The organism is Ancylobacter sp. VNQ12 (assembly GCF_049445835.1).
GTDB lineage: Bacteria > Pseudomonadota > Alphaproteobacteria > Rhizobiales > Xanthobacteraceae > Ancylobacter.
Genome location: NZ_JBMSDU010000006.1, coordinates 88,503 through 100,872, shown reverse-complemented (window position 1 = coordinate 100,872; position 12,370 = coordinate 88,503). Strand labels below are relative to the sequence as shown.

Here is a 12,370-nt window from a genome sequence, read left to right as displayed (position 1 = left end):
CGACGACGGCCCGGATCGATCATGTTCTACTATGTGGTGACCACGTTAGTTTTTGCCGCGTCGATTGCCTTCACCGGCATCGTCACCGAAGTCGGCACGAAATACGTCGCGCGCTATTTCATCGAGAATGAAAGCGGCGATTTCGGCATTAATCCGCCCACCGGGAGCGATCCGGCTGCGACGACGGCGCCGGCTCAGCCTGAGGCGGCCGGCGCGCCGATGGCCCGCGCGGGCGGCTCCGGCGCGATCATGCCGATCCTCATGAGCAGCGCCGAGACGCAGCTGGGCGTGCCGGCACGGCTTGCTCTGGCGGAGGAAGCCAAGTCAGCGGGAAGCTATCGCGTCGCCTCGCTGCTCGATGGCGTCGGCGCGTCCGGCAAGATGATCGACCGTGCCGCGGCACGGGACGGCATCGACGACGCGCTGCCGCAGGAAGCCGCCGCGACGGCGGGGGAGGCGGAAGCCATTCCCGCTCTCGCGCCCCAGGCTCAGCCGCGCGCGGCTCTCGACCTTCTGCGCGATACGCCCCACCGCCGACCCGATGGCACCGCTTTCCTACCCATGTCGACCCAGCGCGTGTTCTCCGTACGCTGGAAGGTCGGACGCAGCGCCGATGTCGCGATGGCCTATGAGATTCCCGGCCATGTCATCACTGATCCCTCCACCGGCACCACGGTGAACGCCTCGCTCGCCGGCATCATCGAAGCCAATCAGGGCACCTTCCCCTATCTCGGCATGCGGGTGCGCCGGGGTGACCTGTTGGCCTATCTCCAGCCCACCGTGACCGTCTCGGAGCGGGCGCAGATCGAGGCACGCATCCAGCAGTTGTCGAACCAGATCTCGCTGTCGGAAAAGCAGATGGAGCGCCTCGGCGACGTGCTGTTCGTGCGCTACCGCACCAACAAGATCGAGGCGCTGAAAGTCCAGATCGACGGCTACCGGCGCGAGCTGGTGTCGCTGCAGACCGCGCTCGACCGTCGGGAGAGCCTGCGCTCGACCGCCGACGGCGTGATCTCCAAGGTGTCCGCCGTCGTCGGCGGCACGGTCAGCCAGGGCCAGATCGTGTTCGAGATCGTCGATCCCGACGCGCTGTGGGTCGAGGCGGCGGCCTATGATCCCTCGATCGCCGAGGGCGTGCGTGCCGCGACCGCCGTGACGGGTGACGGGCGCTCGTTCAAGCTCGAATTCATCGGCGGCGGCTTGACCCTGAGCAACCAGGCCATCCCGCTGCGATTCCGGGTCGTCGGCGCCCATGAAGGGCTGTCGGTCGGCAAGCCGGTGACCGTCATCGTGCAGCAGAACCGTGTCATCGCCGGCATTCCCGTGCCCGCGTCGAGCGTCATCCGCGACGCCGACGGGCGTTCCATCGTGTGGGAGCGTACCGGCGCGGAGACCTTCCTGCCGCGTCAGGTGCGCGCGACGCGCATCGCCGGCAACCAGATGGTCGTCGAATCCGGTCTGGCGGACGGCGCGCGCGTGGTCACGGAAGGCGCAAGCCTTCTGAACCAGATTCGCTAGGGGAGGCGGGCGGATGAGGCGGCCGGCGATACTACTTCTGACGGTTGCGCTGCTGCTTCCCGCCGGAGCCGTATCGGTCGCGGCGGAGCCGATCGGCAAGCTGGCCGCCCTGTCGCCCGGCGTGGGTTTCGGTCAACCCGCCCGGCTGGCGACCGCCGACGAGCAGGCGAGGCTGCAGGGCACCGAGGATTCCGGCTGGGGCATCGATCCGGCCCTGCAGCACGCTTTCGTTGGAACCGCGGTATTGGGCGGCGCGTTCACGCTCGGCCTTCTCGCCTCCGGCTCGCTGTCGACAGCGATCGGCGCCGCGGGAGCCGTGGCGATTTCTTATGCGGTGCTGCCGTGAGGCGACGCCGCCCCTATTTCACTTCACCGATCCGGCCCATGCCGGCGGCAGCGTTTGAAGGAGAGGCGAGATGATGCGGGCTTCAAGGACGTGCCTTCCAGTGGCGTTGGCCGGCGCGATTTTGGCATCGGTGGCCGTGCCGGCCTCGGCGCAGGTCACGGCCCCCTCGGTCTGGGACCCGCTCGAGCAACTGAACCGCGCGACCTATGCCTTCAACACGGCCTTCGTGGCCGTGGTCGCCGCGCCTGTGATCGGCGCCTATCGGGCGGCGGTTCCCGAATCGGTGCAGACCGGCGTCGACAACGTCTTCACCAATCTGCGCGAGCCGCTGACGGCGCTCTCCAGCGGCCTGCAGGGCGATTTCGCCAATCTCGGCGTCTCCATCGGGCGTTTTGCCATTAACAGCACCGCAGGCATCGGCGGCGTGTTCGACGTGGCGACCCGCATGGGCTGGGTGTCGCGTCCGGAAGATCTCGGCACCACTATGTGCAGCTATGGCGTGCCGCCCGGCCCCTTCGTGGTGCTGCCCTTCGTGGGCCCGAGCACCACGCGCGAGGCCGTCGGCACGTTGGCGGTCTATGGCATGACCTACGGCATCGCCGATGATTACGGGCTCGGCTATGTGGTGGCCGACCGCGCTGTCGCCGCCGCCAACGATCTGCCGCTGCCGGCGGCGGAGACGACCATCGTGGTGACGCCAGCGCCGAAGCCCACGACGCCCCCGGCGGCGGCGGCTCCCGCCACGCCGAACCTGCCGACCGTGACCACCACGGGCGTGCCAAGCTACGAGGACGTGAGGGCGCAATATCTGAGCTTCCGCCAGCAGCTCTGCACGGATTCGATCCCGGCGGCCGAGCTGAAGCCCAGCCCGCTGGGCGGCATTGTTCGCCTCAACTGATCCACTTCGGCCGATCCGATTGCCGGCCCGACTCCTTCCGGAGCCGGGCCGGCAGCGTCGTTCCGCCCGTTCTCTCCCGCACTCCAGACGGATCGCCGCAATGACCGCCAAGGGCGACGCCCATCCGCCGCACGATCATGCCCGACATGACCACCCCGAGGGCAGCCATACGTCCGGTCACGGCCAGGGCGACGGCCATGATCATGGCGTGAGCGTCACCGAAGACAGTCAACGCCGCGTATTCTGGGTGATGGTCTTCACAGCCGTCTATATGGTGGCGCAGGCGACGGGTGGCTGGCTTTCCGGCTCGCTCGCGCTGATCGCCGACGCCGGCCACATGCTGTCCGACACGGTTGCGCTGTTCCTGTCCTGGATGGCGTTCAGGCTAAGCCGCCGGCCAAGCGACGAGATGCGCACCTTCGGCTATCACCGTTTCCAGGTGCTGGCGGCGCTGGCCAATGGCGCGACGCTGTTCCTCATCGCCATCTGGGTCTGCTACGAGGCGGTCCAGCGTTTCGCCGAGCCCGTCGAGGTGCTGGGCGGGCCGATGCTGATCGTCGCCTTCATCGGCCTCTTGGTGAATATCGGCGGCTTCCTCGTGCTGCGGGCCGGCGACAGCCGCAACGTGAACATGCGCAGCGCCCTGCTGCATGTGATGGGCGACCTCTTGGGATCGGTGGCGGCGATCTCCGCCGCGTTGATCATCCTGGCCACCGGGTGGATGCCGATCGATCCGATCCTCTCGGTCTTCGTCAGCCTGCTGATCCTGCGCAGCGCCTGGTCGATCATCGCCAGCGCCTTCAATATATTGATGGAGGGCGTGCCCGAGGGGCTGGAAGGTCCCGTCGTCGCACAGGAGATCGATGCCGTCGAGGGTGTGGCCGGCGTCCACCATATCCACGTCTGGGGTCTGACCGGCGAGAAACTGATGGCCTCGTTCCATCTCGAGCTGAAGCCGGGCGTCCCGGCCGGCCAGGTGAAGGCCGCGGTACGCGCGCGTCTCCTCACGCGCTTCGGCATCGGCCATGTCACGATCGAGGTCGATGAGCCGGGCGACCATCCCGAGGGTACACCGCCGCTGTTCGTCACTGCCGACCATTGAGAGGCCGTTCAGGGTGGTGTGCGAAGCACGTCGCGCTCGCCGGAAATGCGCTTCTGCACGAAGGACCAGCTGGTGCCGACGCCCAGCACCATGGCGATCCAGAACAGCACGAAATAGGCCGTGACGTGCACGTCGCCGAAGCCGAAGAACCCCAGGCCGACGCCAGCGGCCAGCGACATCAGCACCATGACCGACAGGGCAGTGATGCCGAAATAGCCGATGCTGAGGAACGCCATGCGGGCGAGGGCAACCAGTCCCGTCAACAGCGCTATGCCGACAAAGAGCTTCGGCGTGGTGAAGCCGTCGCTCTGCGTGAGCCAGTGGTAATAGGAATAGCCGCTCGGATTGTAGGTGCCGAACACCAGCGTCGTCGCCAGCAGCCCGCGCCGCAGGAACAGGCGGGGAAAGTCTATCCGCGGGTTGATGTCGAGACGGGCCATCTCAGACCGGCGAGTTGAAGGTCACGTCCGTCGAATCGACCTGTCCGCTGAGCCGGTTGCGCAGATGCGACCAGGAAAGGCCGGCGGCGTAGATGTTGCCGAGGATCACCAGCAGGATCAGCGTGAACACCCGCGGGTCCTCGACATAGACCAGCTGGTTGTCGATCAGCACCCAGGCGGCGGAGGCGAAGGTCGCGGTCAGCAGCCCGATGCCGATGAGACCGAGCGAGCGCATGCTGGAGAGCAGCGCCACCACATGCAGGATCAGCAGCGTGATGCCGACCAGCATTTTCAGCGAAACGAAGCCGGGATAGTCCTTGAGCCAGTGGTAATAAGAGAGGGCATAGGGATTGTAGGTGCCGAGCACCAGCGTCTGCGCTGTCAGCCAGCGCAGCAGGAAGTCGATGAGTCCAAACTCATGCATCGCGACGACCTGTTTCCAAAACGCGACAAATCCCGAGGGAACTCACGGGAAACCCCTGTTCTCGCTGGAGTTTCCCTAGAGTTCGGCTATTCATTGCCTCTCGCAATGGCGCGCATCGTTCGCATTATAAGCGGCCGCTGGCGTCGGTCTACCTCGGGGCGGACGTGCCACACAACGCGCAGAACCGCAAAAGACCCATAAGGCGTTTCTTTCGCGGTGTGCGCGCCTCGCTTCACGCCACCAGCCATGTGACGCTGGCGCTGCTGGTTTCGCTCGCCTTCGTTCTCGTTCTGGCGACGCTACTCAACTACTCGAAGTTCCTCACCACTTATACCGAGCTGGCCGACCGACGTATCGCGCTGGTGTCGCAATGGGCACGCGATTCGGTCGAGGTGTTGCTCAATCTCGGCCTTGAGCTGAAGGGCCTGCAGGCAGCACCCGAAATCCTCGCCCAGGCCAAGTCGCGCTATCCCTATGTCGAGAACATTTCACTGTTCGACGGCGGCACCGGGAGGATTCTCTACTCCACCTCGCCGGAACTGGTCGGCAAGCAGGCGCCGACCGAGTGGCTGGAGCGACAGGCGGCATCGCGCGAGCCGACATGGCACATTGACGTCGCCGATCCGGCCACCGCGGGAACCCGTCTCGATTCGAGCTTCCTGAAGGGCGTCGGCGGCATCGCCATCGTCTATTCGACCACTGAGGCGCACCAAAAGATCGCCATGATGCGGGAGCGGCTGGTGGCAACGGCGCTGGCCGTCTTCGCCGCCTTCGCGCTGATCGCGGTGGTCTTCGCCCTCATTGCCACGCGCGGCATGCGCCGCACGCTCACCGGCCTCGGCGTGGCGCTCGATCCCGATCAGGAAGGACAACCGGAGACGAAGGACCAGAAACTGCCCGAGCCATTGCGCGGCCCCACCGACGCCTTTCGCCACACCGCCGCGACGGCGGACCGGGCACTGGCGCTGGCTGAACGCGAGCTGGCGGACGCCGCATCCTCGCCCGCGCGAGAAGATGCCCCGGTGGCTGGAGAGGGCCGATGAGCGAGGCGCTGGCCGCCACCGACGTCGCGCGCATGCGCACGCGCATCCTGCTGCTGACGCTGGCGCTCGTCATCGCCGCTGCGGCGCTGCTGTCGTTCCGCACGCATCGGCTTTTCGAGGCGCTGCTGATCCCGGAGATCACCCAGAAGGCCGACACCGTCGCCGAACTCGCCACGCTCGATGTCGAGAGGGCGCTCGGCTACGGCATTCCTCTGCAAAAGCTGGTGGGCGTGACCGCCTATCTCGATCAGCTACGGGCCGCGCACGCCGAGATCGCCTATGCGGCCGTGCTCGACACTGACGGCCGGGTGGTCTTCTCATCCGGCAGCGCCGCCGGCGACATAGCCGCACGCCTCGGTCAGGATGCACGAAACTTTTCGCTCGGCAGCATCGACCACGAGATCGTGCAGACAAACGGTGAGCAGGCCGTGCTGAGCCGTGCGGAGGCTGGCCCAGGGACGGGTGCCGTCGTCGCCGTCGGGCTGGATGCCCGTTTCGTCGACCGACAGTTTCAGGAACTCGCCCAGGACGTGTTCATCGTGCTGCTGGTGGCGTTGTTCCTCGCCTTCGAAATGGCAATGGTGCTGCTGACCGGGCGGACGGTGACGCCGCTCAACCAGCTGTTCGATGCAGTGGAGGACGGCGCCAGGGGCAACCTGCACCGGCGTATCGCCTATCGGGCCAATGACGGGATCGGCCGGGTCGTGCGCCGCTTCAATGCGGTGGTCGAGGGTCTCAACGAGCGCTACCGCCGCCTCGCGGAAAGCAGCGAGGGAAATCCCGGACTGCGCGAGCGGGTTGCCGCCATAGGCGAAAAATTCGGCCTCACCCAGGGCCCGATGGAAACCTTCGGCGTGCGCGCGAGTGTGACGGATGTGCGGCTGCCGCTATTCGTCTTCGTCATGGCCGAGGAGTTGCAGAAGTCCTTCCTGCCGATCTACATCGCTTCGCTGGACGCCAATGTGTCCTGGCTGTCGCCGCAGATGCTGATCAGCGTGCCGATCTCGGTCTATATGGCGACGCTCGCGCTGGCGACGCCGATCGCCGGCTCCTGGTCCGACCGCTACGGCCCGCGCCGCATATTCCTGGCCGGCCTTCTCATCGCCATCCTCGGCTTCCTCGGCGCAGCGGCGGCGCGAAGCGTGCTGGAACTCGTCGTCGCCCGTGCCCTCGGGGCCGTCGGCTATGGCATGTGCACCATCGCGGCGCAGGGCTTCATCGTGCAGGTGACCGGCCGAGGCGAGCGGACGCAGGGCGTCTCGGTCTTCGTCACCGTGCTGATGTCGGCAAGCATTTGCGGCACGGCCATCGGCGGCATCCTGGCGGACCGGGCCGGCTACCGCGTCGTGTTCGTCTGCGCCGCCGTGCTTGCGCTTGTCGCCGGGCTGCTGGCGCTACGCATGATGTCCCGCACCGATGCGCCGGAGGAGAGCCGCCGTTTCCGGCTCGCCGATCTCGGCATCGCGCTGCGCAATCCGCGCTTCCTCGCGCTCGTCATGTTCGCGGCGGTGCCGAACAAGATCGTCCTCACCGGCTTCCTGTTCTACGCCGTGCCGCTCTATCTCGCCGGGCTCGACGTCTCCGAGGCAGAGACGGCGCGGGTGATGATCCTTTATTCCCTGGTGATCGTCTTTGTCGGCCCGTGGGTGAGCCGCTTCGCCGACCAGCACGGCTACAGCTGGTCGCTGGTGTTCCTCGGCACGCTGCTTTCGGGGCTTGCCATGTTCCTTCTCTGGGTGCGGGCCGATGTCTACGGCGTGGCCGGGGCGGTGCTCATGGTGGCGGTCGCCCATGCCATCTCCATCTCGCCGCAGATCGCGCTGGTTCCGGAAATCTGCGCCGAGGACATCGCCAAGGTCGGGCAGACCACGGTGCTCGGCGCACTGCGCATGATCGAGCGGGTCGGCAGCGTGCTCGGCCCGCTGCTGGTCGGCGCGCTGGCCTACCGCTATGGCTACACCGCGGCGCTGATGGCCATTGGCGGCCTCATCGCGGTGACGGCACCGCTGCTTCTGCTGGCGCAATGGTCGAGCCGCAAGGGGAGGCGGGCATGAGGCGGTGGATCGCCGGGCTCCCCGCGATCGTTCTGCTGCTGGCGTTTCTCGCGCCGGTCCGAGCGCCCGCGGCAACGAGCGAGCGTCCGCCCTACAAGATCATGATGGTGCTATGGCGCGGCTGCGAGGATGCCTGCCGCGGGTTTCGCGACTATCTGGCGTCCCGGAACGTGCCGGTCGAGTATCTGATCCGGCATGCCGGCACGCTGAACCTGAAGTTTCCCAGCCTGGTGGCGGAAGCGCGGGCGCGGAAGGTCGACCTTGTGGTGACCTGGGGCACGACCGCGACACTCGGCATGGTCGGCGAGTTCGACAAGCCCGATCCGTCGCGATACCTCACCGATATTCCGACGCTGTTCATGATCGTGACGGATCCGGTGGCCGCGCGGGTGGTCGAAACGCTCGACCGGCCGGGCCGCAATGTCACCGGGACGCTGGTCATCGTGCCGGAGGAGACGCAGATCCGTGCGATCCGCTCCTATCTGCCGTTTCGCCGCATCGGCGTTGCCTATAACGATGACGAGGTGAATGCGGTCCGCTCCGTCGACAAGATCCGCGCCATAGCGGCCGAGATGGATTTCGAGGTGGTGGCCAAGCGTGTGCCAGCCGATGCAGCGGGCAAGCCGATCGCCGCGCGCCTGCCGGATGTGGTGGATGCCCTCGCCGATGAGAAGGTGGACCTGATCTATATCGGCTCCAGCTCCTTCATCCTCAACAACCGGGCTGCCTTCACCCGCGCGGCGGTGGCGCGGGGTGTTCCCGTGGCGGCGGCAGGCGAGGTTCCGGTAGTCGAGGCGGACGCGCTGCTCGGCCTGGTGAGCCGGTACTATTCGGTCGGGCAGCTGACCGGCACGCGCGCCGAGCAGATTCTGGTCGAGAGCCGGCGGCCTGGCGACATCCCGGTCGAGGCGCTGAGCCGGTTCTCGCTCATGGTCAACATGGAGGTCGCGCACAAGCTGCAGATCTACCCGCCGCTCGGGATCATGAACGCGATCGAGGTGATCAAGGCCGGCAAGCCGGACCTGCCGGCCGGCATGGCAACGGATGGGTCGCGCCCATGAAGGTTCTCATCCTCTCGAAGCGCGATCTCACCTCGACGGTGATGCTCAACGACCTGCTGGAACGTCTGGCAACTCTGCCGGACTGCCAACCGCGCGTCGTGCTGGCCGAACGGACACGGCCCGTTGAGCTCGCCGTGCCCGAACTCACGCGCATGAAGTACCTCGAGCGCGATCTCCCGTTCGGCACCCTGTTCCCCCGCCTGGAGGCGGAGAATGGGCAGGGGACAGCTGGCCGCCTGAAGACGCCAAACCAGCTGGCCCGCCACTACGGCATCGACATCGGCGTCGCCCGCCATATCGAGGATCTGGCGCTGACGGACGCACTCGCGAGCTTTGCGCCGGACCTCATCGTCTCGGCGCGCTTCAGCTTCCTGATCCCGCCCCATCTGTGCGTACGAAGCCGCCACGGCACCGTCAACGTACATCCGGGCGCCCTGCCGCATTATGCCGGCCTCTACCCGCATTTCTTCTCCATGCTGGCCGGCGAGACCGAACTGGGCTGTTCGCTGCATGTGATCGACGAGGGTATCGACAGCGGGCCGATTCTCGCCGAGGGCCGCGTGCCGATCCGGCCAGGTCGCTCGGCCTTCGCCCACAATCTCGACAGCCATCTGCTCGGCAACCGGCTGATCGCCGATCTCGTTAAGAGTCTTCACGACGACCGGCCGATTGAACCTGTTCCCCAGCGAAAATCCAAGGTAAAGTCCAACACTTACCCGACGTCCGCCGAGTTCGAGAGCTTCCACAGGGCCGGGCACTCGCTTATCGGAGAGGGGGAGTACCGGGATATTCTGGACCGCTTTGGGATAGACGAAGAGAATCTGGAAATCGCCGCGGCGACGAGAGCAGGCTGAGCGCGGATTTCAGCCGAACCTCAACGTAAGCGGGTATATGCTGTTGTATTTTGCGGGGGCTTAGATGCTGGATTTCGGCGTATTCACTTTACCCGCCGTCGGCGCGGCGATGGTGTTCCTCGCCGCTCTGTTCGTCGGCGAGGATATCGTGATCGAGAAGGTCTACGTACCGACGGTACGGGAATGGAGCGGTTACACCTCGACCGTCGCCACCCGCAAGTTGACCGACGAGTTGCGCGAACTCAACGTTGCGGCGGCTTCCGAACTTCAGGGCATCAACATCGACGAGGGCGGCGTCGAGAAGGGCATCAGCGCCTTCGAGGACTATTTCGAGGTCGGCCTGCTGATCAACGGCACGCGCAACGTGCTCGGCATGATCAAGTACTACATCAACGGTGAGGTGACCGAGGCCGGCGGCGATACCAAGCTGATCCTGCGCATCTACACCAAGAAGGAAGAGGAGCCGGTCAAGCTCATCACCGTGACCGGCAAGGCCGACGACATGGACGGGCTCATCCATGATGGCGCGGTCGAGACCCTCGAATATATCAGCCCCTATGTCGTCGCGCTCTATCATCGGCGCACCGAACTGGCGGCGGGCAATTACGACTTTCCGCAGACCAACGCCACCATCGACAAATTCCTGAAGACCCAGCCGCCCGAGCAGCATTACCTCGTCTACGGCCTGCAGGGGCGCATGCATATGCTCAAGGCCGAGCGCGACAAGGCGCTGACCCCGGAGCAGCGCGAGGCCGAATATGCAACGGCGATCCGCCTTCTCGAAGGCTCTCTGCGTCAGCAGCCCGACTTCCTGTACCCGCTGATCAACCTCGGCATCATCAATGCGGGCAAGAAGAACTACGCGGCAGCGGACGCCTATTTCGCCCGCGCGGTGGCGTCCCACCCCAATTACCTCATCACCCGCACCGTATGGGGCAACATGCTGGCCGAGCAGGGCCTGTATGACGACGCCATCATCCAGTACGAGGCCGCCGCCTATATCAAGCCGGACGACGCCAAGATCCACGCCAAGCTCGCCGACCTCTACGAACGCACCGGTCAGATCGACAAGGCGCGGGAAAGCGCCGCCAGGGCGCTGGAACTCGAGCCTATCGACCAGGCCTATATCGACAAGGTCAAGCTGCTCGATGCCAAGACCGCGGGTGTGGCGGTGCAATAGCTCCGCCACCGCTTCATCCTTTCCTTCGGCAGGATGCCGCCTTAAGGAGAGCAGGAACGGGCACATGCGGCCCGGCTATCGCTTCGGGATTCCGGCGGAATGCTAGAGACGCTGTTCGTTGTCGGCTTCGTCCTGCTTCCGCTGGCGATCGCCGTGGTGCTGATCCTCTACCGGGCGCGCTTCGTAGTCATTGGAATCATTGCCCTAATCGCGGTTTTGATGCTAATTTGGTCGGTGTTGAAGGCGACTGACATCATCGGCCGTACCTTCGATGCCGAGACGCCGGCGCGCTCCATGCCCGGTAATTGCGTCGACCCGGCGCAAGGTCCGTCGCAGAACTGCCGGCTCTGAAATCGCCGTCACCAGCCGTTCGTCGCGAGCGGCGACACTCGCGCAGGGCTGGCCGGATCCACGGACCGGCTGAACGTCACGAACAGGACGGGACATGGGAAGCGAACTCGCGCTAGCGGCCATCGGCCTGGTGATCCAGGCAACAGCGCTGTTGGTGTTTCCGTTCGCGCTGCTGGCCGCCACCTGCCGGGCGATCAATGCCGTGCAAGACTGCCAGCTGCCGGCCACCCCTTACATCGAGCTCTTCTCATTGGCGGTCGGCGTCTTCGCGGGCGGCATCATCCTGTGGACGAATATCCATTGGGGCCTGCTGGATCCCGGCGAGATCTTCCGGAAGGGCGGCCCTTGGGACATGAGCTTCGGCCAGTTCCTCGCCGGGCCGGCGAACCCCTTCGCCTTCGACCTCTCCGCCATACTGGTCTGGCCATTCTCCGGCCGGCTGCCGACGCTGGCCGGACTCGCCGTGCTGTTGCTGGGCGGCGCGGTGTTCTATGTCCCCATTCTGACCTATCGCACGCGGCGAGCCTTCGCGAACGGCCTGCGCAACGCCGTGATCCTGTGCTGGAGCGCCTATGCCACCGTCTATCTGTTCTTCTACGCCGGCTGGCTGGCCAACAAGCTGAATTTCTGGATCTTCCTGCTGCTGCTCGTCGTTATCGGGATGCGTCGGCGCTCCGAGCGCGTGGTGCTGAAAATCAACTGAGCATCCGCGCCATCCTCAAGAGGAAAACGACCATGATCACGAAGTCCTCCGCCGCAATTGGCCTCGCCGCCTCCCTGCTACTCGCGGTCGCCTCGCAAGGCGCGCTCGCGCAGGCCACCGGCCAGTCAACCGAACCGCCGACAACCTTCGACCGCATTGAGAAGACGCTCTCCGAGGCGACCACGAAGGCCCTGGACTACATCTCCGGCTTCATTCCGTATTCGATGCCGGAAGTGCAGGAAAATGGCGATATCGTCATCCGCCGGGACAAGCCGAAGGCTGGCGTTGCGGCCGAAGACCCTTCCGCCACCCCGGCGCCGCAGACGCCGGGAAGCGGCACCGGTACGGGCGGCGACGTCAAGATCTGACCGACGCCACGCTATGGCAGCCTCCGCC

Annotated in this window: 14 protein-coding genes; 12 read left to right on the top strand and 2 right to left on the bottom strand. The window is 65.8% G+C overall.

Translation table 11 applies throughout. The features are described from left to right. Window positions 1–21 precede the first annotated feature (21 nt). The 4 genes from ACO2RV_RS10845 (at window position 22) to ACO2RV_RS10830 (ending at window position 3,864) form a co-directional block, all read left to right on the top strand. Window positions 22–1,518: an efflux RND transporter periplasmic adaptor subunit gene (locus ACO2RV_RS10845; protein WP_423292739.1), complete on the top strand. Its 1,497-nt coding sequence runs from the start codon at window positions 22–24 to the stop codon at window positions 1,516–1,518. A gap of 13 nt (window positions 1,519–1,531) precedes the next feature. Continuing rightward, window positions 1,532–1,864 carry a hypothetical protein gene (locus ACO2RV_RS10840; protein WP_423292737.1) on the top strand — a complete coding sequence of 111 codons (333 nt, stop codon included), beginning with the start codon at window positions 1,532–1,534 and terminating at the stop codon, window positions 1,862–1,864. A 100-nt stretch (window positions 1,865–1,964) separates the two neighbouring features. Further along, the gene (locus tag ACO2RV_RS10835) at window positions 1,965–2,762 is read left to right on the top strand and encodes an MlaA family lipoprotein (RefSeq protein ID WP_423292735.1); all 798 of its coding nucleotides are present in this window, start codon (window positions 1,965–1,967) and stop codon (window positions 2,760–2,762) included. Between the two features lie 100 nt (window positions 2,763–2,862). Further along, window positions 2,863–3,864, top strand: a complete 1,002-nt coding sequence (locus ACO2RV_RS10830) for a cation diffusion facilitator family transporter (protein WP_423292733.1) — start codon at window positions 2,863–2,865, stop codon at window positions 3,862–3,864. Between the two features lie 8 nt (window positions 3,865–3,872). On the opposite strand, the gene ACO2RV_RS10825 is transcribed toward ACO2RV_RS10830, so the two are convergent. After that, complete coding sequence (locus ACO2RV_RS10825) at window positions 3,873–4,304, bottom strand: DUF6524 family protein (protein WP_423292731.1); 432 nt, start codon at window positions 4,302–4,304, stop codon at window positions 3,873–3,875. A 1-nt stretch (window position 4,305) separates the two neighbouring features. Then, window positions 4,306–4,728 (bottom strand): DUF6524 family protein, encoded by a 423-nt coding sequence (locus tag ACO2RV_RS10820; RefSeq protein WP_423292729.1) that lies wholly within the window; start codon window positions 4,726–4,728, stop codon window positions 4,306–4,308. 218 nt (window positions 4,729–4,946) lie between these two features. On the opposite strand from ACO2RV_RS10820, the gene ACO2RV_RS10815 reads away from it, so the two are divergent. From ACO2RV_RS10815 to ACO2RV_RS10780, 8 genes are all read left to right on the top strand, one after another. After that, on the top strand, window positions 4,947–5,771 hold the full coding sequence (locus ACO2RV_RS10815) for a hypothetical protein (RefSeq protein WP_423292727.1): 825 nt from the start codon (window positions 4,947–4,949) through the stop codon (window positions 5,769–5,771). Continuing rightward, complete coding sequence (locus ACO2RV_RS10810; protein WP_423292725.1) at window positions 5,768–7,825, top strand: MFS transporter; 2,058 nt, start codon at window positions 5,768–5,770, stop codon at window positions 7,823–7,825. Before ACO2RV_RS10815 ends, ACO2RV_RS10810 begins: the two co-directional genes overlap by 4 nt. Then, window positions 7,822–8,886, top strand: a complete 1,065-nt coding sequence (locus ACO2RV_RS10805) for an ABC transporter substrate-binding protein (protein ID WP_423292723.1) — start codon at window positions 7,822–7,824, stop codon at window positions 8,884–8,886. The genes ACO2RV_RS10810 and ACO2RV_RS10805 overlap by 4 nt, the downstream gene beginning before the upstream one ends. Further along, on the top strand, window positions 8,883–9,740 hold the full coding sequence (locus tag ACO2RV_RS10800) for a formyltransferase family protein (protein WP_423292721.1): 858 nt from the start codon (window positions 8,883–8,885) through the stop codon (window positions 9,738–9,740). Before ACO2RV_RS10805 ends, ACO2RV_RS10800 begins: the two co-directional genes overlap by 4 nt. Before the next feature lie 64 nt (window positions 9,741–9,804). Then, the gene (locus tag ACO2RV_RS10795) at window positions 9,805–10,920 is read left to right on the top strand and encodes a tetratricopeptide repeat protein (protein WP_423292719.1); all 1,116 of its coding nucleotides are present in this window, start codon (window positions 9,805–9,807) and stop codon (window positions 10,918–10,920) included. A gap of 99 nt (window positions 10,921–11,019) precedes the next feature. Beyond that, complete coding sequence (locus ACO2RV_RS10790; RefSeq protein WP_423292717.1) at window positions 11,020–11,271, top strand: hypothetical protein; 252 nt, start codon at window positions 11,020–11,022, stop codon at window positions 11,269–11,271. A 94-nt stretch (window positions 11,272–11,365) separates the two neighbouring features. Then, complete coding sequence (locus ACO2RV_RS10785; RefSeq protein ID WP_423292715.1) at window positions 11,366–11,974, top strand: hypothetical protein; 609 nt, start codon at window positions 11,366–11,368, stop codon at window positions 11,972–11,974. Between the two features lie 32 nt (window positions 11,975–12,006). Continuing rightward, on the top strand, window positions 12,007–12,342 hold the full coding sequence (locus ACO2RV_RS10780; RefSeq protein ID WP_423292713.1) for a hypothetical protein: 336 nt from the start codon (window positions 12,007–12,009) through the stop codon (window positions 12,340–12,342). Window positions 12,343–12,370: the final 28 nt, after the last annotated feature.